The 23,868-nt window shown below is 72.2% G+C and carries 21 protein-coding genes; 8 read left to right on the forward strand and 13 right to left on the reverse strand.

Going from position 1 to position 23,868, the window contains the following annotated elements:
* Positions 1-44 precede the first annotated feature (44 nt).
* Together JIW86_RS21175 and JIW86_RS21180 are read left to right on the forward strand one after the other, a co-directional pair.
* Entirely contained in the window at positions 45-1,568 is a 1,524-nt protein-coding gene (locus JIW86_RS21175; RefSeq protein WP_257555437.1) for a 3-hydroxyacyl-CoA dehydrogenase, read from the forward strand.
* Positions 1,565-2,152, forward strand: coding sequence for a TetR/AcrR family transcriptional regulator (locus JIW86_RS21180; RefSeq protein WP_215145042.1), 588 nt, complete (start codon positions 1,565-1,567; stop codon positions 2,150-2,152). The genes JIW86_RS21175 and JIW86_RS21180 overlap by 4 nt, the downstream gene beginning before the upstream one ends.
* 81 nt (positions 2,153-2,233) lie before the next feature.
* Here the strand turns inward: JIW86_RS21180 and JIW86_RS21185 are convergent, their stop codons facing one another.
* Complete coding sequence (locus tag JIW86_RS21185) at positions 2,234-2,815, reverse strand: Lrp/AsnC family transcriptional regulator (protein WP_215145045.1); 582 nt, start codon at positions 2,813-2,815, stop codon at positions 2,234-2,236.
* 179 nt (positions 2,816-2,994) lie between these two features.
* Between JIW86_RS21185 and pdhA (JIW86_RS21190) the strand changes: the two genes are divergently transcribed.
* Genes pdhA (JIW86_RS21190) through JIW86_RS21200 form a run of 3 tightly spaced genes read left to right on the forward strand, consistent with a single transcriptional unit; the run spans position 2,995 to position 6,454 of the window.
* A complete protein-coding gene (gene pdhA, locus JIW86_RS21190) occupies positions 2,995-4,131 on the forward strand; it encodes a pyruvate dehydrogenase (acetyl-transferring) E1 component subunit alpha (protein WP_257555439.1) in 1,137 nt (378 codons plus the stop codon).
* Positions 4,128-5,147 (forward strand): alpha-ketoacid dehydrogenase subunit beta, encoded by a 1,020-nt coding sequence (locus JIW86_RS21195; RefSeq protein WP_257555441.1) that lies wholly within the window; start codon positions 4,128-4,130, stop codon positions 5,145-5,147. The genes pdhA (JIW86_RS21190) and JIW86_RS21195 overlap by 4 nt, the downstream gene beginning before the upstream one ends.
* A complete protein-coding gene (locus JIW86_RS21200) occupies positions 5,147-6,454 on the forward strand; it encodes a dihydrolipoamide acetyltransferase family protein (RefSeq protein WP_257555442.1) in 1,308 nt (435 codons plus the stop codon). The genes JIW86_RS21195 and JIW86_RS21200 overlap by 1 nt, the downstream gene beginning before the upstream one ends.
* 89 nt (positions 6,455-6,543) lie before the next feature.
* Here JIW86_RS21200 and JIW86_RS21205 read toward each other — a convergent pair whose 3' ends face one another.
* From JIW86_RS21205 to JIW86_RS21250, 10 genes are all read right to left on the reverse strand, one after another.
* Positions 6,544-7,521 carry an NAD(P)H-quinone oxidoreductase gene (locus tag JIW86_RS21205; RefSeq protein ID WP_257555443.1) on the reverse strand — a complete coding sequence of 326 codons (978 nt, stop codon included), beginning with the start codon at positions 7,519-7,521 and terminating at the stop codon, positions 6,544-6,546.
* 19 nt (positions 7,522-7,540) lie between these two features.
* The gene (locus JIW86_RS21210; protein WP_257555444.1) at positions 7,541-8,641 is read right to left on the reverse strand and encodes a potassium channel family protein; all 1,101 of its coding nucleotides are present in this window, start codon (positions 8,639-8,641) and stop codon (positions 7,541-7,543) included.
* A complete protein-coding gene (locus JIW86_RS21215) occupies positions 8,629-9,930 on the reverse strand; it encodes a molybdopterin molybdotransferase MoeA (RefSeq protein WP_257555445.1) in 1,302 nt (433 codons plus the stop codon). The genes JIW86_RS21210 and JIW86_RS21215 overlap by 13 nt, the downstream gene beginning before the upstream one ends.
* The gene (locus JIW86_RS21220) at positions 9,927-10,805 is read right to left on the reverse strand and encodes a molybdenum cofactor guanylyltransferase (RefSeq protein ID WP_257555446.1); all 879 of its coding nucleotides are present in this window, start codon (positions 10,803-10,805) and stop codon (positions 9,927-9,929) included. Before JIW86_RS21220 ends, JIW86_RS21215 begins: the two co-directional genes overlap by 4 nt.
* A 181-nt stretch (positions 10,806-10,986) precedes the next feature.
* Positions 10,987-11,526 (reverse strand): bacterial proteasome activator family protein, encoded by a 540-nt coding sequence (locus JIW86_RS21225; protein WP_257555447.1) that lies wholly within the window; start codon positions 11,524-11,526, stop codon positions 10,987-10,989.
* Positions 11,527-11,621: 95 nt separating this feature from the next.
* Positions 11,622-14,381, reverse strand: a complete 2,760-nt coding sequence (locus JIW86_RS21230) for an FtsX-like permease family protein (protein WP_257559383.1) — start codon at positions 14,379-14,381, stop codon at positions 11,622-11,624.
* Positions 14,382-14,482: 101 nt separating this feature from the next.
* Positions 14,483-15,229, reverse strand: a complete 747-nt coding sequence (locus JIW86_RS21235; RefSeq protein ID WP_257555448.1) for an ABC transporter ATP-binding protein — start codon at positions 15,227-15,229, stop codon at positions 14,483-14,485.
* A 25-nt stretch (positions 15,230-15,254) separates the two neighbouring features.
* The gene (locus tag JIW86_RS21240) at positions 15,255-15,911 is read right to left on the reverse strand and encodes a PadR family transcriptional regulator (protein WP_257555449.1); all 657 of its coding nucleotides are present in this window, start codon (positions 15,909-15,911) and stop codon (positions 15,255-15,257) included.
* A 74-nt stretch (positions 15,912-15,985) separates the two neighbouring features.
* Positions 15,986-16,459, reverse strand: coding sequence for a hypothetical protein (locus tag JIW86_RS21245; RefSeq protein WP_257555450.1), 474 nt, complete (start codon positions 16,457-16,459; stop codon positions 15,986-15,988).
* A gap of 130 nt (positions 16,460-16,589) precedes the next feature.
* The gene (locus JIW86_RS21250) at positions 16,590-18,245 is read right to left on the reverse strand and encodes a protein kinase domain-containing protein (RefSeq protein WP_257555451.1); all 1,656 of its coding nucleotides are present in this window, start codon (positions 18,243-18,245) and stop codon (positions 16,590-16,592) included.
* A 228-nt stretch (positions 18,246-18,473) separates the two neighbouring features.
* Here JIW86_RS21250 and JIW86_RS21255 point away from each other — a divergent pair, with 228 nt between their 5' ends.
* A complete protein-coding gene (locus tag JIW86_RS21255; protein ID WP_257555452.1) occupies positions 18,474-20,063 on the forward strand; it encodes a protein kinase domain-containing protein in 1,590 nt (529 codons plus the stop codon).
* A gap of 58 nt (positions 20,064-20,121) precedes the next feature.
* Here JIW86_RS21255 and JIW86_RS21260 read toward each other — a convergent pair whose 3' ends face one another.
* A complete protein-coding gene (locus JIW86_RS21260) occupies positions 20,122-20,538 on the reverse strand; it encodes a pyridoxamine 5'-phosphate oxidase family protein (protein WP_215145071.1) in 417 nt (138 codons plus the stop codon).
* Between the two features lie 153 nt (positions 20,539-20,691).
* Positions 20,692-21,354 (reverse strand): response regulator, encoded by a 663-nt coding sequence (locus JIW86_RS21265; RefSeq protein ID WP_257555454.1) that lies wholly within the window; start codon positions 21,352-21,354, stop codon positions 20,692-20,694.
* A 325-nt stretch (positions 21,355-21,679) separates the two neighbouring features.
* On the opposite strand from JIW86_RS21265, the gene pdhA (JIW86_RS21270) reads away from it, so the two are divergent.
* Both pdhA (JIW86_RS21270) and JIW86_RS21275 read left to right on the forward strand, forming a co-directional pair.
* On the forward strand, positions 21,680-22,879 hold the full coding sequence (pdhA, locus tag JIW86_RS21270) for a pyruvate dehydrogenase (acetyl-transferring) E1 component subunit alpha (RefSeq protein ID WP_215145075.1): 1,200 nt from the start codon (positions 21,680-21,682) through the stop codon (positions 22,877-22,879).
* Positions 22,880-22,884: 5 nt separating this feature from the next.
* Positions 22,885-23,865 carry an alpha-ketoacid dehydrogenase subunit beta gene (locus JIW86_RS21275; protein ID WP_215145077.1) on the forward strand — a complete coding sequence of 327 codons (981 nt, stop codon included), beginning with the start codon at positions 22,885-22,887 and terminating at the stop codon, positions 23,863-23,865.
* Positions 23,866-23,868 lie beyond the last annotated feature (3 nt).

Raw genomic sequence — 23,868 nt, forward strand, 5'->3', positions numbered from 1 at the left:
GGCCCGGCAGACCTGTGGATAAGTCGGTGCGGGAGGATCAGGACATGACAGCAATCGAGCGGTCCCGCACTGTGGCGGTCATCGGCGCGGGCACCATGGGCCAGGGCATCGCCCAGGTCGCCCTTCTCGCAGGTCACCGCGTGCTGATCTACGACATCGACGCGGCCCTGGCCGCCGACGGCGTCGGCTTCGTGCAGGACCGTGTCGAGCGGATGGCCGCCAAGGGCCGCCTCGATCGCGCCGAGGCCGAGGATGCGATCGGCCGAATCGCTTCGGCAGGTGTCCTCGCGGACCTCGCCGGGGCCGCCCTCGTCATCGAGGCCGTGGTCGAGAACGTCACGGTCAAGCAGGCGCTCTTCGCCGCACTCGAAGAGGTGGTTTCGCCGGACGCGCTGCTGGCCACCAACACCTCCTCGCTCTCCGTCACCGAGCTCGCCGCCGGTCTCGCGCACCCCGGCCGCTTCCTCGGCCTGCACTTCTTCAACCCGGCCCCGCTGCTCCCCCTCGTCGAGGTGATCAGCGGTTTCGCGACCGACCCGGCCGCCGCCGAGCGCGCGTACCGCACGATCCTCGGCTGGGGGAAGACGCCGGTCCGCTGCGCCGACACCCCCGGCTTCATCGTCAACCGGATCGCCCGCCCCTTCTACGCCGAGGCCTTCTCGGTGTACGAGGAGCAGGGCGCCGACCCGGCCACCATCGACGCCGTGCTCCGCGAGAGCGGCGGCTTCAAGATGGGCCCGTTCCAGCTGACCGACCTGATCGGCCAGGACGTCAACGAGGCCGTGACCCGTTCGGTGTGGGAGTCCTTCTTCCGCAGCCCCAAGTTCACCCCCTCCCTCGCGCAGCGCCGGCTGGTCCAGTCGGGCCGCCTCGGCCGCAAGTCGGGGCACGGCTGGTTCCCGTACGGCCCGGACGCCGTGCTCCCGGAGCCGCAAACCGCCGCCCCCGAGGACGCCCCGGCCAAGGTCACCGTGGTCGGCGACCTCGGGCCCGCGGCCGAGCTGGCCGACCTGCTGGAGGAGGCCGGGATCGCGGTCACCGCCGCCGGGCACGGGGGCCCGTACATCCAGCTGCCCGGCGAGGGGCAGCTGGTGCTCGCGGACGGGAAGACCTCCGTCGAGTTCGCGGACGTCGTCTACTTCGACCTCGCTTTCGACTACCGGGGGGCCACCCGGATCGCGCTCTCCGTCAGCGAGGACACGAGCGAGCGGACGCTCGCCGAGGCCGTCGGCCTGTTCCAGAAGCTGGGCAAGAAGGTCTCCGTCATCGGCGACGTCCCCGGCATGATCGTCGCCCGGACGGTCGCGATGCTGATCGACCTCACGGCCGACGCGGTCGCGCGCGGCGTGGCCTCCGCCGAGGACATCGACACGGCGATGCGGCTCGGCGTCAACTACCCGCTGGGACCGGCCGAATGGCACGACCGGCTGGGCCGGGACTGGGCCTACGACCTGCTCCACCACCTCGACGAGCGCTGTCCCGGCGGGCGGTACGCGCCGTCGCTGGCGCTGTTCAGGCTGGGTTACGCCGCGGGGGAAGAAGAAGACGAGACGGGGGAGAGCGAATGACGACGGCGAAGCGGGACACCTACACCCCCGAGACGCTCCTGTCGGTCGCCGTCCAGGTCTTCAACGAGCGCGGCTACGACGGCACCTCGATGGAGCACCTGTCCAAGGCCGCCGGCATCTCGAAGTCCTCGATCTACCACCACGTGGCGGGCAAGGAGGAGCTGCTGCGCCGGGCCGTGAGCCGCGCCCTCGACGGGCTCTTCGCCGTCCTGGAGGAGCCCGGCGCGGTACGGGGGCGGGCGGTCGAGCGCGTCGAGTACGTCACGCGCCGCACGGTGGAGGTGCTCGTCGGCGAGCTGCCGTACGTGACCCTGCTGCTGCGCGTGCGCGGAAACACCCGCACCGAGCGCTGGGCCCTGGAACGCCGCCGCGAGTTCGATCACCAGGTCGCGGAGCTCCTCAAGGCCGCCGCCGACGACGGTGACCTGCGGGCGGACGTGGACATCCGGCTCGCCACCCGCCTCCTCTTCGGCATGGTGAACTCCCTGGTCGAGTGGTACCGCCCGCACCCCGGGACGGGCCCCGACCAGCTCGCGGACGCGGTGGTGCACATGGCCCTCGACGGCCTGCGGACGGTCCGCTGACCCCCGTCGGGTGGACGTGAGACGTACGGCGCCCCGGGAACGGCCTCCAGGCCCTTCCCGGGGCGCTGTCGCACGTACGGCCTACTCCTCGGCGAGTGCCGGGGGTCCGGACGGGCCCGGGCCCGGGTCCAGGAGATCCGTTTCCTCGAAGACCAGCAGGGTGCGCGTGGACAGCACCTCCGGGATGGACTGGAGGCGGGTCAGTACCAGTTCGCGCAGGGTGCGGTTGTCCGGGGTGTGCACCAGCAGCAGGACGTCGAAATCTCCGCTGACCAGGGCGATGTGCGCGGCTCCCGGGAGCTCGCGGAGCTTCTCGCGGACCGTCCGCCAGGAGTTCTGGACGATCTTCAGCGTGATGTAGGCGGAGGCGCCCTGGCCTGCCCGTTCGTGGTTGACGCGGGCCGTGAAGCCCCGGATCACCCCGTCGTCTATGAGCCGGTTGATGCGGGCGTAGGCGTTGGCGCGGGACACGTGGACCTGTTCGGCGACCGACCGTATGGACGCGCGGCCGTCCGCCTGGAGCAGCCGCATGATCGACCGGTCGATCGGGTCCAGGGGGCGGGGCGGAACGGAAGGTGCCGGCGCCAGCGGATTGATCTGCCCAGGGGTGCCCCCCGGGGGAACCGGTCCGGAACCCGCTCCGGCCATTTGTTCATCCGGCATTGCCCGATGCCTCCCTCTCCTGGACGTCCTGCATCCATACCAGGGCCCCGGCGCCAGTTTGTCCACAGCCTGGAGCCGCCTGTAGCCAAATTGCGCGGACAACCGAACAATCGGTAGGTGAGGCGCCTCACACCCGAGCCGTCGCCCTGCCCGCTTCCCACGAGGAGGTGTACGCCGCCATGACGGTCCAAGAGCTGCCCGGTGCCGGTGCATCCCACCGTCCCACCCCGCCGCCCGCCTGGAGGCCCCGTACGGACGCCGCGCCGCTGCTGCCGGACGCCGAGCCCTACCGGGTCCTCGGCACGCCGGCGGCCGACCGGCTCGACCCCGCGCTGATGCGCCGCTGCTACGCCGAGCTGGTGCGCGGCCGCCGCTACAACGCGCAGGCCACCGCGCTGACCAAGCAGGGGCGGCTCGCCGTCTACCCGTCCACCGTGGGCCAGGAGGCCTGCGAGATCGCGGCGGCGCTGGTCCTCGAGGAGCAGGACTGGCTCTTCCCGAGCTACCGCGACACCCTCGCGGCCGTGGCGCGCGGCCTGGACCCCGTGCAGGCGCTGACCCTGCTGCGCGGCGACTGGCACACCGGATACGACCCGCGCGAGCACCGGATAGCCCCGCTGTCCACCCCGCTCGCCACCCAGCTGCCGCACGCGGTGGGGCTGGCGCACGCCGCCCGGCTGCGCGGCGACGACGTCGTGGCCCTGGCGATGGTCGGCGACGGCGGCACCAGCGAGGGCGACTTCCACGAGGCCCTGAACTTCGCCGCCGTCTGGCAGGCGCCGGTGGTCTTCCTCGTGCAGAACAACGGCTTCGCGATATCCGTCCCGCTCGCCAAGCAGACCGCCGCCCCGACGCTGGCCCACAAGGCCGTGGGCTACGGGATGCCCGGCCGGCTGGTCGACGGCAACGACATCGCGGCGATGCACGAGGTGCTGACCGAGGCCGTCCGGCGGGCCCGGGCCGGCGGCGGTCCGACCCTGATCGAGGCCGTCACGTACCGGATGGAGGCCCACACGAACGCCGACGACGCCACCCGCTACCGCGGCGACGCCGAGGTCGAGGCCTGGAAGGCGCACGACCCGGTCGAGCTGCTGGAGCGCGAGCTGACCGCGCGCGGGATCCTCGACGAGGCGGGCATCCAGGAGGCGCGCGACGAGGCCGAGACGATGGCCGCTTCGCTCCGCGAGGGGATGAACGCGGATCCGGTGCTGGACCCGATGGACCTCTTCGCGCACGTGTACGCGGAGCAGACCGGCCGGCTGCGCGAGCAGGCGGCCCTGTTGCGCGCCGAGCTGGACGCGGAGGGAGACGCATGACCACGGTGGCGGAGAAGTCGGCCAGGGCGGCGGGCAAGCCCGCGACGATGGCCCAGGCCCTGACGCGCGCGATGCGCGACGCGATGGCCGAGGACCCCACGGTCCACGTCATGGGCGAGGACGTCGGGGCCCTGGGCGGGGTCTTCCGGATCACGGACGGGCTGGCGAAGGAGTTCGGCGAGGACCGCTGTACGGACACCCCGCTCGCGGAGGCGGGGATCCTGGGCGCGGCGGTCGGCATGGCCATGTACGGGCTGCGGCCGGTCGTGGAGATGCAGTTCGACGCGTTCGCGTACCCGGCCTTCGAGCAGCTGATCTCGCACGTGGCCAAGATGCGCAACCGCACGCGGGGCGCGATGCCGCTGCCGATCACCATCCGGGTGCCGTACGGCGGCGGGATCGGCGGGGTGGAGCACCACTGCGACTCCTCCGAGGCGTACTACCTGGCGACGCCCGGCCTGCACGTGGTGACCCCGGCGACGGTCGAGGACGCGTACGGGCTGCTGCGCGCGTCCATCGCGAGCGACGACCCGGTGGTCTTCCTGGAGCCCAAGCGGCTCTACTGGTCGAAGGCCGACTGGTCGCCTCAGGCCCCGGCGGCGGTGCCGGGGATCGGCAAGGCCCTGGTCCGGCGGGCGGGCACGAGCGCGACGCTGATCACGTACGGGCCTTCGCTGCCGGTGTGCCTGGAGGCGGCCGAGGCGGCGCGCGAGGAGGGCTGGGACCTGGAGGTCGTGGACCTGCGCTCGCTGGTCCCGTTCGACGAGGACACCGTCGTGGAGTCCGTACGCCGGACCGGGCGCGCGGTGGTCGTCCACGAGGCCGCCGGCTTCGGCGGACCGGGCGCCGAGATCGCCGCCCGGGTGACGGAGCGCTGCTTCCACCACCTGGAGGCGCCGGTGCTGCGGGTGACGGGCTTCGACATCCCGTACCCGCCGCCGATGCTGGAGAAGTACCACCTGCCCGGTGTGGACCGGATCCTGGACACCGTGGCCCGCCTGCAGTGGGAGAACTGATGCCGCAGGTCATGGAATTCAAGCTGCCCGACCTCGGTGAGGGCCTGACCGAGGCCGAGATCGTGCGCTGGCTGGTGGCGGTGGGCGATGTCGTCGCCATCGACCAGCCGGTCGTCGAGGTCGAGACGGCCAAGGCGATGGTGGAGGTGCCCTGCCCGTACGGCGGTGTGGTCACCGCCCGCTTCGGCGAGGAGGGGCAGGAGCTTCCGGTCGGGGCCCCGCTGATCACCGTGGCGGTGGGGGCGGAGGCGCTCCCGGAGGCCCCGGCGGCCGAAGCCGAAGGCTCCGGCAACGTGCCCCGGCCCCTGATCGGCTACGGCACGGACCACTCGCGCCCGGCGCGTCGGCGACGGGTGCGACCCGTCACCGCCGAGGTCTCGGCGCCGACCGCAGCGCCGGTCACCGTGCCGGCCGCGGCACCCGCCGCGGCCGGTCCGGCCGGTCCGGTCCCCGTGATCTCGCCGCTGGTGCGGAAGCTGGCCAAGGACCACGGGGTCGACCTGCGCGCGCTGCGCGGGTCGGGTCCGGAAGGGCTGATCCTGCGGGCGGACGTCGAGGCGGCGCTGTCGGCGCTGCGCGCGCCGGAACCCGTGGCGGCCCCTGCCGCATCCGTGGCGCAGGGCGAGCGGATCCCGCTCAAGGGGGTGCGCGGGGCGGTCGCCGAGAAGCTGTCGCGCAGCCGCCGGGAGATTCCGGACGCGACCTGCTGGGTCGACGCGGACGCCACCGAGCTGATGGCGGCCCGGGCGGCGATGAACGCCGCGGGCGGTCCCAAGATCTCGGTGCTCGCCCTGCTGGCGCGGATCTGCACGGCCGCGCTGGCCCGCTACCCGGAGCTCAACTCCACCGTGGACCTCGAGGCGAAGGAGATCGTCCGGCTGCCGGCCGTGCACCTGGGCTTCGCCGCGCAGACCGAGCGGGGCCTGATGGTCCCGGTGGTCCGGGACGCGCAGAGCCGCAACCCGGAGTCGCTGTCGGCGGAGTTCGCCCGGCTGACGGAGCTGGCGCGGGCCGGGAAGCTGACGCCGGCGGACCTGACGGGCGGGACCTTCACCCTGAACAACTACGGGGTGTTCGGGGTCGACGGCTCCACGCCGATCATCAACCACCCCGAGGCGGCGATGCTCGGCGTCGGCCGGATCATCCCCAAGCCGTGGGTGCACGGCGGGGAGCTGGCCGTGCGGCAGGTCGTCCAGCTGTCGCTGACGTTCGACCACCGGGTCTGCGACGGCGGCACGGCGGGCGGCTTCCTCCGCTACGTCGCCGACTGCGTCGAATCCCCGGCGGTTCTGCTGCGCAGCCTGTAGCCGTCCGGCGGGGCGGGGGTGGGTGCGGGTTCCGCTGCGCGGAGCCTCACCCACCCCCGCCGGCCTGCCTGGACGGGCCCCCGCCGAGCTCAGACCGTGAGCAGGAGTTTGCCCACGTGGCTGCCGGACTCCATGACCCGGTGGGCCTCTGCGGCCTCCGCGATCGGGAACGTCGCGTGCACCACCGGGCGCACCCGGCCCGCCGACACGAGCGGCCACACGTGCTCCCGTACCGCCGCCACGATCGCCGCCTTCTCCTCCAGCGGGCGCGCCCGCAGGGAGGTGGCGGTGATCGCCGCCCGCTTGGACAGCAGCGCGCCGAGGTTCAGTTCGGCCTTCACCCCGCCCTGGAGTCCGATGATCGCCAGGCGGCCGTTCACGGCGAGGGCCTCCACGTTCCGGGACAGGTACTTCGCGCCCATGATGTCCAGGATCACGTCCGCCCCGGCCCCGCCCGTCGCCGCCCGCAGCTCCGCCACGAAGTCCTGCTCGCGGTAGTCGATCAGGATGTCGGCGCCGAGCTCCTTGCAGCGCGCCAGCTTCTCCGGGCCGCCGGCCGTCACCGCGACCGTCGCGCCCACCGCCTTCGCCAGCTGGATCGCCATCGTCCCGATCCCGCTGGCCCCGCCGTGCACCAGCAGGGTCTCGCCGGGGCACAGGCCCGCCACCATGAACACGTTGGACCACACGGTCGCGACGACCTCGGGCAGCGCGGCCGCCGTCACCAGGTCCACGCCCGCCGGGACCGGCAGCAGCTGGCCCATCGGGACGGCCACCTTCTGCGCGTAGCCGCCGCCCGCCAGCAGGGCGCACACCTCGTCGCCCACCGACCAGCCGGACACCCCCGGCCCCATCGCGGAGATCCGCCCGGAGCACTCCAGGCCGGGGTGGCGCGAGGCGCCGGGCGGGGGATCGTAGAACCCCTGGCGCTGGAGGACGTCGGCGCGGTTCACGGCGCTCGCCGCGACCTCGACGAGGACCTCGCCCTCGCCCGCCACCGGATCGGGTACGTCGCTCCAGACGAGGGCCTCGGGACCGCCGGGCTGCTCGATGGTGATCGCATGCATGGCCCGGAGGCTACGCGATCTACTCGGCGGAGGGCAGTGTCACCGGCGGTGAAGTCGGCGGCGTCGCACGGACGATGGTGATGAGACGGTCCGTCAGCTGGATCGGGCTCGCATGCGGATCGTCGTACGCCAGCAGCCGGTGCCCGCGCAGCACGCTGATGACCAGGTCGGTCGTCTCGCGCACCGATTTGCCGACCTCGGACCGGGTGGCCGGCCGTTCGATGAGGTCGAGGCCGCTGCCCTGTTGGATCAGGTCCTCCATCACGGTGCCCGCGCTCGGGCTGAGGACCGAGAGGCCCAGCAGCCGGCCCGCCGCGCTCGCGCTCGTGATCACCGCGTCCGCGCCGGACTGGCGCAGCAGCGGAGCGTTCTCCTCCTCGCGCACCGCCGCGACGATCTTCGCGCCGCGGTTGAGCTGCCGCGCCGTCAGCGTGACCAGCACCGCCGTGTCGTCCCGCTGGGTGGCGATGACGATCTGCCGGGCCTTCTGCAGTTCGGCCCGCAGCAGGACGTCGGAGCGGGTGGCATCGCCGACCACGCCGGTGAAGCCCTCCGCGTTGGCGATGTCGATCACCTTGGCGCTCGGGTCGACGATGACGACCTGGTCCCTGCTGAGGCCGGTGGCCAGCAGCGTCTGCAGGGCCGAGCGGCCCTTGGTGCCGAAGCCGACGACCACGGTGTGCTCACGCAAGTTCTTCCTCCAGCGGCTCAGCCGCCACTCTTCCCTCGTCCGCTCCGTGAGGACTTCCAGGGTGGTACCGACCAGGATGATCAGGAACAGCACGCGCAGCGGGGTGATCAGCAGGATGTTGATCAGTCGCGCGCTGTCGCTGTACGGGACGATGTCGCCGTAGCCGGTCGTCGACAGGGTCACGGTGGCGTAGTAGAAGCAGTCGAGGAGATCGACCTGCTCGTTGGCGTTGTCGTGGTAGCCGTCGCGGTCGAGCCACACGATGAGGACCGTGAGGAAGAGCACGAAGAGGGCCATCAACAGGCGTTTGGTGACCTGCCGCAGGGGCTGCTCGACGATCCGTTTGGGCAGCTTGATGCGCCGGGAGACGAGCTTCTCGTCGGCTCCCCGAGCCATGGCGTCGTGGCCGTGCAGTTTCACGTGAAACATCCTCCGGAGGCCCAGGGCAGATCGAGGATCTCCAGCTCCTGCCCGGACCGCGCGCCGTGCGGCGGTACGACGGCCAGCGCGTCGGCGGCGGCCACGCCGCGCAGCATCGCGGGACCGTTGAAGCGCAGCGGCTGGGCGTGCTCGCCGCTCAGCAGGACCGGGACCAGCCGGGTGTCGTGCGGGTGGCCCGGTACGTCGCCCTGGACCGTCGCCGTGTAGCGGGGGCGCGGGCGGCGGCCGGCGAGGGCGCGCAGCAGCGGTTCGGCCAGCGTCAGCAGCCCGGAGACGGCGGCGAGGGGGTTCCCGGGCAGCCCGACCAGGTGCCGGCCGTCGGCCCGGTTCCCGATCCTGGCCAGCAGCATCGGGTGGCCGGGGCGTACGGCGACGCCGTCGATCAGGAGTTCGGCGTCGGCCCGGCGCAGCACGGGGTGGACGTGGTCGACCGGCCCGGAGGCGGTGCCGCCGGTGGTGACGACGACGTCGGCGGAGGAGGTGGTGACGGCCTTGAGGAGGGCTTCGGCCCCGGCGGGGTCGTCGCCGAGCCGCCGCGTGCCGATGACCTCGGCGCCGAGCCGGGTGAGCCAGGGGCCGAGCATGGGGCTCAGCGCGTCCCGGATCAGCCCGTCGCGCGGGCGGCCTTCGGTGAGGAGCTCGTCGCCGAGCACCAGGATCTCCACGCGGGGACGGGGCCGGGTGGTCAGCCCGTCGTACCCGGCGGCTGCGGCGAGGCCCAGCACGGCGGGGGTGACCAGGGATCCGGCGGGCAGCAGCAGGTCGCCGGAGCGGCACTCCTGGCCGCGCGGGCGGATGTCCTGGCCCGTGAGGACGGGCCGGTCGGCGAAGAGCTGGGCGCCGCTCTCGCGGCAGTGCTCGCTGCGGATGACGGCGGTGGTGTCTGCGGGGATCCGGGCGCCGGTGGCGATCCGTACGGCCTCGCCGTCCGCGAGGGGGTCGGGCCGCCCGGAGCCGGCCAGCACCCCGCCGCCGGCGCGGACGCTCCACGGGCCGGGACCGGCGACGGCCCAGCCGTCCATGGCGGAGGTGTCGAAGGACGGCAGGTCGGTCAGGGCGTCCAGGGGCGTGGCCAGCACCTCGCCGAGGGCGTCCGCGAGCGGGACCTGGCGGGTGTGGGCCCGCACTCCGTCACCGGCGCGGGCAGCCGTGTCCCGAGCCCGCGGCCAGGGGCAGGCGCGGTGGACGCCGCCGGCGCCGCCGCCCCCGTCCGGGGTGCGGCTGACCAGGGCCAGGGCCTCGTCGAGGGCCTGGTCGGCGGGGTTGGCGGGGGTCATCCGGAGCCGTTCTCTTGGGATGCGGCGGGGGAGTCGGCGGCGTTCGCCTCGGCCGCCCAGCGCAGCGCCAGGTCGGCGGCCTTGCGGGAGGCCTCGGCGACGGCCTGGGCGGGGTCGGCCCCGGCGGCCTCGGCCCGCGCCGCCGCGTAGCCGACCAGGAAGGTGGTCAGCGGTGCGGCGGGGCGGTCGACGCCGTGGGCGGCGTCACGGGCGAGGTCAAGCAGGGCCTTGACGTCGACGGGGAGGTCGATGCCCAGCTCGCTCTTGACGGCGGTGATCCATTGGTCCAGCACGGTTCCATGCTCCCTGATCCGGGCGCGGGCGGAGGCGAGATCGTCCCAGGTGTCGCAGTCGAAGGAGGCGAACGGCGGTGCCGCGACGCGAGTGAGGTCGAGTTCGGCGGTGAGGGCGCGCAGCGGGAGCCCGGCGAGGCTGCCGTGTTCGGTGGCGAGGAGGGCCAGCTCGCGGCGGAGCGGCTCGCCGCGGTATACCGCGATGAGCGGCTGGTCCCGGCCGTCCTGGTCGCGCAGCAGGGCGCCCTCGTGTCCGCCGGGCGCGGTCAGCAGGGCCCGTACGGTCCCGCGGTCCAGGAAGGGCAGGTCCGCGGAGAGGACGAGGACCAGCTCGGCGGTGGTCCGCCGCAGTCCGGCGTCCAGCGCGGCCACAGGTCCGCCGCCGGGGGGATCCTCGAGGGTCCAGTGGACCGGGCGGGCGGTGGGGCGGCGGCCGCCGACCACGATGGTGGTCCGGGCGTCGGTGCACGCGTCGAGGACGCGGTCGAGGAGGGGGCGGCCGCCGACGCTCAGCGCGGGCTTGTCGGCCCCGCCGAGTCGCTGCGCGGCGCCGCCGGCCAGCACGATGGCGTCGTAGCTCATGCCCCAGAGTATGCGTGGCCATGTCCATGGCGGGGAGCCCTGCTTACCTGCGGCTTGTCTGCCCGCCGGCGTTCAAGACCCGGGTCTCCGCCCCAGACCCCACGCCTCAAACTCCCCCAGACTCCGTCCGGGGGGACCCCCAGGCGGGGCTGGAATCGTCCAGCCCCACCGGGTTCAGTGGCTAGAGGTACGGGCCCGAGCGGACCGCTCCGTGGTGGCCGTCGTCTTCGTCGTCGTGGGAAGCGCCCGGCGGGAGTGCGCGGCGCATCTGTTCGAGCTGGGCCCGCGCCGCCATCTGCTGCGCGAACAGGGCCGTCTGGATGCCGTGGAAGAGGCCCTCCAGCCAGCCCACCAACTGCGCCTGGGCAATGCGCAGTTCGGCTTCCGAGGGGATGGCCTCCTCGGTGAACGGGAGGGACAGGCGCTCCAGTTCCTCCACGAGCTCCGGGGCCAGACCGTCCTCCAGCTCCTTCACCGAGGCGGCATGGATGTCCTTGAGCCGGACCCGGCTCGCCTCGTCGAGAGGCGCGGCGCGTACCTCTTCCAGGAGTTGCTTGATCATGCTGCCAATCCGCATGACCTTGGCGGGCTGTTCGACCATCTCCGTCACCGGGACCTCGCGCGACTCGTCATCGGCGCCGCCGACCGGCATCCCGTCCTGCCCCACGATCAGGCCGTGCGGGGGGCTGTCCTGCGACCGTTCACTCCTCGGCATCTCCATGCCGTCATTCTCTCGCACACCTGCGTACTCACACGGTGTGCCCCCGTACAGGCGTGATCCACCCTGTACGGAGGCACTGTGTTACTCCGCGTGTGCTATCCGGCGGCGCGTCGCGCGAGCGCCCCGCCCGAGCGGGTCACCAGCGCCGCGAGCAGCCCCGCGCCCAGCGGCACGAGCACGATCAGCGCGCCCAGGGTCTCCCACGGCACGGCGATCGGGACGTACGCCCCGGGGCCCTCGGAGCCGACGTGACCCATGGCGATGCCGTTCTCGTAGAGGCGCTCCAGATCCCGCCGCTCGAGGAGCCGCAGGCCCACCGCGGGCAGCACCCCGGCCGCCGAGCCCAGCACGACCCCCATCAGGGCCACGACCGCGCACTGGAAGCCGCTGAGCGTCCGCCGGACCCGCGGGGCCGCGCCGACCGCCGCCAGGGTCTTCAGATCGGCCTCGGCGTCGGCCTGGGCGAGCCCGGTGGCGATACCGGCCGCGCCGATGGTGACCAGGCCCGCGAAGACGGTCAGGATGAGCAGGACGAGGTCGTTGTTGCCCTGGTAGCCCACCTCGATCTCCACGCCGGCGTCCACCCCGATCTGATCGAACGTGCCGTCCAGCCGCTGCCGCTGCTCCGTCGTGGCCGTCCCGTCGAGGGTGAAGTACGAGCCGAACGCCGCGGTCGTCAGCCCGGCCTTCTTGGCCGTGTCGGGCGGCAGCACCACCTTGAGGCCGTAGCCCGAGACGCCCTCGGGCACCTGGTAGGCGGCGAAGACCTTGTCCTCGCCCGGCGGCTCCTCGTTGCGCGCCCCCGTGCTCTGGGCCTTCTCCTCGTCGGTGATCAGGCGGATGGTGACCTTGTCGTCCTTGACGTTGCGCCTGTCGAAGGAGACCGCCCGGCCCGCCTTGAGGGCGGAGACCGCACCCGGGTCGGTGACCGCCAGTGCGGTCAGCAGCTTCTCGTCGGCGACGACGGTGGCGTTCGCCTTGCCGAACCGGGCTTCCACGCACCGCCAGTCGTTGCGCAGCTCCCGGGCCTGTTCCGTGGTGAAGGACGCCGGCCCGTTGGGGGCCTCGTAGAGCGGGCAGCGCTGCTCCTTGGGCGTGATGAGCTCCGCCCGGCCGCAGTCCTGCTCCGTGCTGTAGCCGTCGCAGCCGGGCCTGCCCACCACGATCCGGTCCACGTCCGCCCGTACGGCCAGCGGAAACTCCTTGGCGAGCGCTTCGCGTACGGCGGGCACGTCCTTGTGGTCGGCGTTGTCGTTGACGGTCACCATGCCCGAGCCGTACGGGTAGGAGGCGACGTACTCGTGCCGGTTCTGCAGGTCCCGGCTGTGCTCGTAGGTGGCCACCGCGACGGTGCCGGCGACGGCTGCCAGTACGGCGGCCACGGCCGGTGCCGTACGCCCCCGGTTGCGCACGGCGTCGCGCAGCGCGAGCCGCGGCGACAGCGGCAGCCACCGCCCCAGCCGCCCGCAGAGGCCGACCAGGACCGGGGTGAGGGCGACGATGCCGAGCTCGGCGATGGCGCTGCCGCCGGCCACGACGGTGGATCCCATCCCCGAGGCGACGCCGCCGAGGGCGATCGCGGCGCCGCCCGCGACGGCGAGCAGGCCGAGGACGGGCAGGATCCGGTTGGCGCGGCGGACCCCGCGGCGGCCGGTCAGCGAGGCCAGCACGGTCTGCCGGGACGCGGTGAACGCCGGGACGATCGCGGACAGCAGGCCGGTCACGACGGCGAGCAGCGCGATGGCGGCCAGTTCCAGCGGCCGTACCTCGAAGCCGCCGAAGCGCTTGCCGAGGAACTCCTCCAGGAGCGGGCGCAGACCGATCGTGAGGGCCACCCCGATGGCGGTGCCGATGACGGCTGCCGCCGCGCCGATGACCAGGCCGCCGGAGAGCACGATGGAGCGGATGTGCCGCCGGTCGCCGCCGTTGGCCCCGACCAGTCCGAGCTGGCGGCGAGAGCGGCGGGCGCCCACGGCGAAGGCCGGTCCGGCGAGCAGGCAGATCTCCAGCATGGCGAGGCCGACGACGGTGGCCAGCACGGCCAGTTCGGTGGCCCGGGTGCTGCCGGAGAGTTCGAACTGCTCCTTGGGCTGCTGCTGGTAGAGCGGCACCTCGGAGTCGGCCGGCGGGTCGAGCATGACGGCTCTGGAGAGGACGGTCACGCCCTTGGTGTTGGCCTCCTTGACCATGTTCCACGTGAAACCGTCGCCGCCGACCTTGACGAGGTAGGAGTCCTGGGCCCGTACGCCGTTCGCACCGGAAGCCTGCAGGGCCGTGTCGAGCGGGCCGATCAGGGTCCCCGGCGGGGCGATGATCTCGTCCTTCCCGAGGTCGGAGGGCAGCTCGTAGGCGCCGACGATCTTGTACGAGGCGGTGCCGCCGCGCGGGGTGACCGAGGAGCCGACGAACCGGCCGGAGTGCTCGAGGAAGGCGTTGGTGGCGATGACCTCGCCCGCGCCCTCGGGGAGCCGGCCGCGGTCGATCGTGATCAGGCCCGCCGTCAGCGGGCTGCGCACGTCGAGTTCGCGGAAGTCGATGCCGAGCACCCCGTGGGCAGTGTGGATCTTGGCGTAGGCGCGGCTGTCCTTGAGGGACTGCGCGCCCTGCGGGACCGCCTTGGTGAGCGAATCGGGGTCGGCCTCGCCCCCCTTGGAGGGGGAGTAGGTGTCGTAGCCGCCGACGGGCGCGTAGCCGGGGCCCGTCGGCTCCTGGTAGATGGCCGTGCCCATGTGCGAGGAGTCCAGCCGCGCGTCGGCGCCGCCCAGCTTCCGGGTCAGTTGCTGTTCCACGGTCAGCTCGCCGCTGCGGAAGGTCAGGTCGGCGGCGCTGACCCCGACGATGGGCAGGGCGATCATCGACAGGACGAGGGCGCTGCGGCCCTTGGCGCGCCAGGCGTCGCGGCGGGCGATCCGCAGGGCCGCGACCCAGGAGTGGTACCGGCCTTGGAGCGAGAAGGTCACTGGCCGGCCGCCTGCCCCGAGAGGAGGGAGTCGGCGCGGCTGCGCAGGGTCTCGTCGACCACGGTGCCGTCGCGCAGGAAGACCACGCGGTCAGCCCAGGCCGCGAACCGCGGTTCGTGGGTGACCAGGATCCCGGCCGCGCCCGCGTCGCAGCGGGCGCGCAGCAGGGCGAGGACGGACTCGCCGGTCTCGGAGTCGAGGGCGCCGGTGGGTTCGTCGGCGAGGACCAGGCGGCGGTCGCCGACGAGGGCGCGGGCGATGGCCACGCGCTGCTGCTGGCCGCCGGACATCTCGTCGGGGAAGCGGTCGGCGAGCTCGCCCAGGCCCATCTCCTCCAGCGCGGCGAGGGCGGAGGTCCGGGCCTTGCGGGCGGAGACGCCGTCGAGTTCACGGGGCAGGGCCACGTTCTCGGCCGCGGTGAGGGCGGGTATCAGGTTGTAGTCCTGGAAGACGTACCCGATGCTGCGGCGGCGCAGCGCGGCCAGCTGCTTGCGGCTCGCCGTGGTGATGTCGGTGCCTTCGACGACGACCCGGCCGCTGCTCGGGGTGTCGAGTCCGCCGGCCAGGGTGAGCAGCGTGGACTTGCCGGAGCCGGACGGGCCCATGACGGCGACGAGTTCGCCCGGGTACACGGAGAGGTTGATGCCGCGCAGGGCGTGCACCTCGGTGGCGCCGCTGCCGTGGGTGCGGACGAGCTGGTCCAACTGCAGTACGGGCTGGTGTGTCTGGTACTGGTCGGGCATGAAGGGTCCCCCCTGGGACGGTGGTTCAGCTCCGCCGCGTGCGGGCGGTGCGGGGCCGGTCGGTGGTGGTCGGGGCGATTGGTTCGGCTCCGGTGGCGGCCTGGGGCGGTGCGGGCTCGGCGGCTCTCCCGTCGGCCGGCAGGGAGAGCCGGACGAGCCGGGCTTCGCAGTGGTCGAGCCAGCGGGCCTCGGCCTCGGTCTGGAAGATCAGCTGTTCCAGCACCAGCAGCCAGGCCACGTCGTCGCGTTCGCGGGACTGCCCGCCCTCGACCGCGGCGAGCGCCGTGGCCTTGAGCCGGGTGTAGTCCTGCATCGCCTTGATCGTGGCGTGCCGCTGGGACTGGATGACGGCGCGGATGTCCACGCCGGGGGAGCCCACGGCCATGGCGAGCTTGATGGACAGCTCGTCGCGGGGCGGGTTGGCGCGGTCGACGGGGCGTTCGTACCACTGGCGCAGTTCGGCGCGTCCGTCGTCGGTGATGGCGTAGAGCGTGTGCCCGGCGGTGTCCTCGCCGCCGGGGGCGACCAGGCCGTCGCGTTCCAGGCGGGCGAGGGTGGTGTACACCTGCCCGACGTTGAGCGGCCAGGTGGAGCCGGTGCGGGATTCGAACTCGGTGCGTAGCTGGGAGCCGTACCGAGGACCCCGTTCCAGCAGGGCGAGAAGCCCGTGACGGATCGACATACCGAGTATGTATACCGAGTATGTTCACTCCCGGCAACCATCTCCGGTCGTACGCCGGAAGGGGGACGCCGCCGCTACAGGCCCTTGCGCAGCCGCATGCCCATGTAGCCCAGACCCAGTCCCATCAGGGCGAATCCGGTGCCCAGCGGGAGTATGTGGGCGGCCAGGTCGGCGGCCCGCTCGTTCGGCTCGGTGCCCAGGGCCGTGACCGCCGAGGGCGGGGTCGGCGCGACCCGCGGCGGCGGCTCGGGGGGCTCGGGGCGCGGATACGGCCGTACGGGCAGGGGGCGGGAGGCCACGAGCATCTCCGGGTTGGCGGGCTCGGTGACGGGCCTCCCGGGCCGCGGCCGTCCGGCCCCGGCGGCGCTGCCGGCCAGCCCCTCGCGAGGGCCTTCCGGTACGTCGACGCCTGGTGCGGGGGCGGCGGGCACGGCGGCGCCGGGGGCCGGTGCGAGAGCCCGGGCGTGTGCGGGAGCGGTGGAGGTGAGCGCGGCGGCGGCCAGCGCGGCACAGGTCAGCCAGCGCGGCGGACGGAAGCCTTGGATCACGGGGTGCCCCTCCCGTCCTGAGCAGCCGGGGTGTCTCGCTCAGATTTACATAGTGGGGCAAAAGCGGCATCCCGGGCTCCTCATCGAGGTGCCCGGGATGCCGGTGTGTCGCGCAGTGCTTGGGGTCGGACTAGCCCGGGTTGCCGGTGGACACGGTCAGCGTGTACTCCGTGCCCTCCTTGTCGATCTTGTCGTCGGGCTGCGGGCTCTGCTCCAGCACCATGTCCTTGCCGTACACGGCCTCGTCCTTCTCGACGATCTTGTACTTGCCGCCCGAGGCCTGGATGCACTCCTTCACGGAGAACAGGTTCTTGTAGCGCAGGTCCGGCGCCTGGTACTTCCCCGCTTCGCTGTAGTGCTTCGTCGGTTCCTTGCACTTCTTCGGGTCGATCGTGCGGGTGAGGTCCGGACCCTTGAACCCGGGCTTCGCGGAGCCGGACGCCGACGTCGAGGCCCCCGGGGTCCCCCCGTCCTTGCCCTTGTCGTCGTCGCCGTTCATCGAGATCGCGGCGATCAGACCGCCGACCGCCAGCAGGGCCACCGCGACCGCGCCCACGACCACCGGCATGTTCCGCTTGTCGCCGCTCCCGGCCTGGACCGACGTGCTCGCCGGGGAGATCGTGTACGGCGGCGGGGTCTGCGGCGCGTACTGCTGCTGCGGCGCGGGCGTGTGCGGGTAGGCGTAGCCGCCCTGCGCGTGCGACTGCGGGGCGGGCGTCGGCGCGTACGGGGACGGCACCGGCGTGTGCGGCGCCTGGTACGGATGCTGCACGGACTGCGGCGGCGCCTGGAACCCGGAGTCCACCGGCGGGAACACGGCCGAGGCCACGCCCGCGCCGCTGCCGCCCGTGGCGGCGCCCTGGATGATCACCGGAGCCCCGGTCTGCCCGGAGCCCAGCACGCGCGCGACCTCGTCGCCCATGGCAGCGGCCGTGGGGAAGCGCTCGTTCGGGTTCTTCTTCAGCGCCCGCGCGACCAGCGCGTCCATCGCCGGGGTCACCGACCGGTTGATGGAGGACGGAGCGACCGGCTCCTCCTGCACGTGGGCGTACGCGATGGCCAGCGGCGAGTCGGCGTCGAACGGAATCCGCCCGGTCAGCAGCTGGAACAGCATGATGCCGACCGAGTACAGGTCGGAGCGGGCGTCGACCCCGCGCCCCAGCGCCTGCTCGGGCGACAGGTACTGCGGGGTGCCGACGACCATGCCGGTCTGCGTCATCGAGGTGACCCCCGACTGCATGGCGCGGGCGATGCCGAAGTCCATCACCTTGACCACGCCGCGCTTGTTCACCATGACGTTGCCGGGCTTGATGTCGCGGTGGACCAGGCCCATCTCGTGGCTGGTCTCCAGCGCGGCCAGCACATCGGCCGTCACCTTCAGCGCCTTGTCCGCCGGCATGGCCCCGTGCTGCCGGATGTCCGCGTCGAGCACCGAGCCGAGCGGCCGGCCCTCCACGTACTCCATGACGATGTACGGCATCACCGAGCCGTCGCCCGCGCCGGTGCCGAACGTCACCTCGCCTTCACCGGTATCGAATACCGAGACGATGTTCGTGTGCGACAGTTTGGCTACAGCCTGCGCCTCGCGGCGGAAGCGCTCGCGGAACGACGCCTCGCGGCCGAGGTCGCTGTGCAGGGTCTTGATGGCGACCTGCCGGTCGAGCGCCGAGTCGTACGCCAGGTACACGGAGGCCATGCCTCCCGCACCGAGCAAGTCCCTTAGCTGGTAACGGCCACCGGCCAGAGAGCCGCCCGCGTACTGGCCCTGAGTGCCGTCCTGGCTCATGACTGTTGCTTCCCCTCGGGATGTGTCCCTACGCCTCTGGCTGAGCGCATGTCGCGCCCAGTCTGCCGGAGGGCAAGCACACGTCAAGCCAGGTGCCCGTTCCGTGACCACACGGGCACAGGGCGCCTTGTCCGAACGGTGACCGGTTCCGAGGCTGTAGCGTTCATCGGAGCATCAAAGAAGAGGACACCGCTGAGCGGCGGCCGAGAGAGACGACGGCGAGGACTGATGGCACCCGAACCCGAGGGAAACGGCGCCGGGATGGCCGACGGTCCTGAGCACTGGGGCGCCGGCGGCCTGGTGGGAGACGGCCGTTACCGGCTGACCCACCGGCTCGGCCGTGGCGGCATGGCCGAGGTGTTCGCCGCCGAGGACGTGCGTCTGGGCCGCACCGTGGCCGTCAAGCTGCTCCGCGCCGACCTGGCCGAAGACCCGGTTTCCAAGGCCCGTTTCACGCGCGAGGCGCAGTCCGTCGCCGGGCTCAACCACCATGCCGTCGTCGCCGTGTACGACTCGGGCGAGGACCGGGTCGGCCCGAACACCGTCCCGTACATCGTGATGGAGCTGGTCGAGGGCCGCACCATCCGCGACCTGCTGATCAGCGCCGAGGCCCCGGGCCCCGAGCAGGCGCTCATCATCACCTCGGGCGTGCTCGAGGCGCTCGCGTACTCGCACCAGCACGGAATCGTGCACCGCGACATCAAGCCGGCGAATGTGATCATCACGGACACCGGTGCGGTGAAGGTGATGGACTTCGGCATCGCCCGCGCCCTGCACGGCGTCCAGTCGACGATGACCCAGACCGGCATGGTCATGGGCACCCCCCAGTACCTGTCGCCCGAGCAGGCCCTCGGCAAGGCCGTGGACCACCGCTCCGACCTGTACGCCACCGGCTGCCTTCTCTACGAACTGCTCGCGCTGCGGCCCCCGTTCACCGGGGAGACCCCGCTGTCGGTGGTCTACCAGCACGTGCAGGACGCGCCGATCCCGCCCTCGCAGCTGCCGGAGGGCGCCCAGATCCCGCAGGAGCTCGACGGGCTCGTCATGCGGTCGCTGGCCAAGGACCCGGACGACCGGTTCCAGAGCGCCGAGGAGATGCGCGGGCTGGTCCAGTACGCGCTCCAGATGCTGCACGACCAGGGGCCGAACACCGGCACCTGGAACACCGGCCCGGTCACCATGGCCCTGCCGCACGGGCGGGGCGGGGCTGCGGCCACCACCGCCATGCCGGTGGGCGGGACCGGCGGGCAGCAGAAGTACCCCGCGAACGCCTCGACCTCGCAGTTCCATCGGCCGATCGTGCCGCCGCTGAACCCGGACGACGGCTCGGCCTTCCCGGGCGGCGGCAACGGCCAGGGCGGCCACGGCCACGGCCACGGGGGCGGCTACGACGGCTACGAGGACCGCGGCGCAAGCCGCTGGAAGATGTGGCTGTTCGCGGTGCTCGCGGTCATCGCGGTGGCGGGCGGCGTGGCGTACGCCGTCAACAGCGTGGCCAACAAGGGCAAGGACGACAACGGTCCGTCGACGCCCGTCACGAGTTCCTCCGGCCAGCCGAGCACGTCCAAGACGCCGGAGAACACGCCGTCGCAGCCGAGCCCGGACAACACCCCCTCGCACAGCGAGCCCTCGTTCACGCCGAGCCGCAGCCGGACGCCGAGCTTCACCCCGTCGTTCACGCCGTCGACGTCCCCCTCGACGTCCCCGTCGGGTTCGGCGTCCACGGCGACGAAGTCCCCGTCCTCCACGCCGTCGAAGACCCCGTCCTCCACGCCGTCGAAGCCCGTGGAGACCGGCGGCGGGCTCCTCGACGAGTGACGCGCTCCGATACGTGAACGGGCCCGGCGGAATCAATTCCGCCGGGCCCGTTCACGTATCAGAGCGCGTGCTGGTACTGCATGACCGGATTCCCCGCGAGGGAGTGCACGGTGACGAACTGCGGTTCGATGCGCATGTAGACGGGGTCGAAGACCGCTCCGTCGACGAAATGCGGACCGGGTCCGAAAAGTTCCAGTTCGGCGTTGGTCGGTTCGACTGTCCGTGCGGTTCCGGTGAACTGTACGGACCACAGGCGCGGGTCCCGGGAATTGAAGTTGTCGGCCCCGTAGGCGACCACACTGCCGTTGCACGCCTGGTGGTGGCCGAAGCCGGAGTGCATTCTCAAGGCGACCTTGCCGTCCACCACGATGTGGCGGGCGAGCGCGAGGAAGGGCAGCGCACGCATGCTGGTGGCCACCCGGCCGTAAGGCACCCGGCGCAGCAGTTCGATGGCGTGGAGTTCCTCTGGGGACATGCCGTCCACTCTCCGGTACCGACGGGCGGTCGGAAAAGAGGATCCCGCCCCGATGATCGGGGACGTTGGTCCCGAATAAAGCCACGTGCCCCGTGGAATCGTGCGGCCACGGGGCGTCACCGTACGTCACCGGTCACCCGGGACCGACTACGGTCAGCTGCGCTTCTCGGCCTGCAGGCGGGCCACGTAGGCGGCGGCCTGCGAGCGGCGCTCCATGCCCAGCTTGGAGAGCAGGCTCGACACGTAGTTCTTGATCGTCTTCTCGGCCAGGTGCAGCCGCTCGCCGATGACGCGGTTGGTCAGGCCCTCGCCGATCAGGTCGAGGATCTTCCGCTCCTGGTCGGTGAGGTGGGAGAGGCGGTCGTCGCCCTTGCCGTTCTTGCCGTCGCGCAGCCGCTCCAGTACCCGTGCGGTGGCCACCGGGTCCAGCAGCGACCTGCCCGCCGCCACGTCCCGTACGGCACTGAGCAGCTCATTGCCGCGGATCGCCTTCAGCACGTATCCCGAGGCGCCGGCCATGATCGCGTCGAAGAGCGCCTCGTCGTCGGCGAACGAGGTCAGCATCAGGCACTTGATGTCCTCGTTCCGGGAGCGCACCTCGCGGCACACCTCCACACCACTGCCGTCGGGAAGGCGGACGTCGAGGACGGCGACGTCGGGGCGGGTGGCGGGAATGCGGACCAGGGCGTCGGCGGCGGTACCGGCCTCGCCGACGATCTCGATGTCCTCTTCGACCGACAAGAGCTCATGGACACCCCGACGTACCACTTCGTGGTCGTCCAGGAGGAATACCTTGATTTTTCCGTCTTCGCGCACGAAGTCAGTTTCACACACTCACCCCTTCCCTGCCGGAGTTACCCGGGATAACGTGCCGTTGTTCCCGGCCCCTGCAAGGCTGTGACCAGTGGTTGTTCCCGCGTTGGCGGATTTACTTGGAAATCCAAGCAAAATCCCAGGTCAAACGGGGTTTCGCAGATATGCGAAGCACTGGGTAACGTGCATTGCGCAGGGCACTCGCCGGGGCACCTGTCACGCCTGAATCCCGTACGCAGCGCGCACCCACCCCGTGCGCGGGTACAGGTTCAGGTGAGCCGCACTGGACCCCGGAGAACCCGGGTGCCGGACCGACGGAGGAGCACACGTGACCGTGGAGAGCACTGCCGCGCGCAAGCCGCGACGCAGCAGCGGCACCAAGCGGGCGGCAGGCGCGGCCAACGCCGCCAAGCCCGCCGCTGCCACCGCGCAGACGCAGGACGCCGAACCTCAGCTCGTACAGCTGCTGACGCCCGAAGGGGACCGGGTGGACAACGCGGAAAACGCGGAGTTCGCCCCCTTCGTCGCCGACATCACCACCGAGGACCTGCGCGGGCTGTACCGCGACATGGTCCTGACCCGCCGTTTCGACGGCGAGGCGACCGCGCTGCAGCGCCAGGGCGAGCTGGGCCTGTGGGCCTCGCTCCTCGGCCAGGAGGCCGCCCAGATCGGCTCCGGCCGGGCGCTGCGCGACGACGACTACGTCTTCCCGACCTACCGTGAGCACGGTGTGGCCTGGTGCCGTGGCGTCGACCCGACCAACCTCCTCGGCATGTTCCGCGGTGTGAACCACGGTGGCTGGGACCCGAACACCAACAACTTCCACCTGTACACGATCGTCATCGGCTCGCAGACGCTCCACGCGACCGGTTACGCGATGGGCGTGGCCAAGGACGGCGCGGACTCCGCGGTCATCGCCTACTTTGGCGACGGCGCGTCCAGCCAGGGCGACGTCGCCGAGGCGTTCACCTTCTCGGCCGTCTACAACTCGCCCGTGGTGTTCTTCTGCCAGAACAACCAGTGGGCGATCTCCGAGCCGACCGAGCGCCAGATGCGAGTGCCGCTCTACCAGCGCGCGCAGGGCTTCGGCTTCCCGGGCGTCCGCGTCGACGGCAACGACGTGCTGGCCTGCCTGGCCGTGACCCGCTGGGCGCTGGAGCGGGCCCGCCGCGGCGAGGGCCCGACCCTGGTCGAGGCGTTCACGTACCGGATGGGCGCGCACACCACCTCCGACGACCCGACGAAGTACCGGCGGGACGAGGAGACGGCGGCCTGGGAGGCGAAGGACCCGATCCTGCGCCTGAAGGCCCACCTGCTCGCCACCGGCGGCGCCGACGAGGCCTTCTTCGCGGAGCTCGAAGTGGAGAGCGAGGCGCTGGGCAAGCGGGTGCGCGAGGTCGTACGCGCCATGCCCGACCCGGACACCATGGCGATCTTCGAGAACGTCTACGCGGACGGGCACGCGCTCGTCGACGAGGAGCGCGCGCAGTTCGCCGCCTACCTCGCGTCCTTCGAGGGTGGGGAGTGACCACCATGGCCATCGAGAAGATGTCTATCGCGAAGGCGCTCAACGAGTCGCTGCGCAAGGCCCTGGAGACGGACCCGAAGGTCCTGATCATGGGCGAGGACGTGGGCAAGCTGGGCGGTGTCTTCCGGATCACCGACGGGCTGCAGAAGGACTTCGGCGAGGAGCGGGTCATCGACACCCCGCTCGCCGAGTCGGGCATCGTCGGCACCGCCATCGGCCTCGCGCTGCGCGGCTACCGGCCGGTCGTCGAGATCCAGTTCGACGGGTTCGTCTTCCCGGCGTACGACCAGATCGTCACGCAGCTCGCGAAGATGCACGCGCGCGCCCTGGGCAAGATCAAGATGCCGGTCGTCGTGCGCATCCCGTACGCGGGCGGCATCGGCGCGGTCGAGCACCACAGCGAGTCCCCCGAGGCGCTCTTCGCGCACGTGCCGGGCCTCAAGGTGGTCTCCCCGTCCAACGCGAGCGACGCGTACTGGATGCTCCAGCAGGCGATCCTCAGCGACGACCCGGTGATCTTTTTCGAGCCGAAGCGCCGCTACTGGGACAAGGGCGAGGTGGACGTCGAGGCCATCCCGTACCAGCTGCACAAGGCGCGCGTGGCGCGCGAGGGCTCCGACATCACCCTGGCCGCCTACGGTCCGATGGTGAAGGTCTGCCTGGAGGCGGCGGCCGCGGCCGCCGAGGAGGGCAAGTCGGTGGAGGTCGTCGACATGCGGTCGATGTCCCCGGTCGACTTCGACGGGATCCAGGCCTCGGTGGAGAAGACCCGCCGGCTCGTGGTCGTCCACGAGGCGCCGACCTTCCTCGGTATGGGCTCGGAGATCGCCGCTCGCATCACGGAGCGGTGCTTCTACCACCTGGAGGCGCCGGTCCTGCGCGTGGGCGGCTTCCACGCCCCGTACCCGCCGGCCCGCCTGGAGGACGAGTACCTGCCGGGCCTGGACAGGGTGCTCGACGCCGTCGACCGCTCGCTGGCGTACTGAGGA

Source organism: Streptomyces sp. NBC_00162, assembly GCF_024611995.1.
GTDB lineage: Bacteria > Actinomycetota > Actinomycetes > Streptomycetales > Streptomycetaceae > Streptomyces.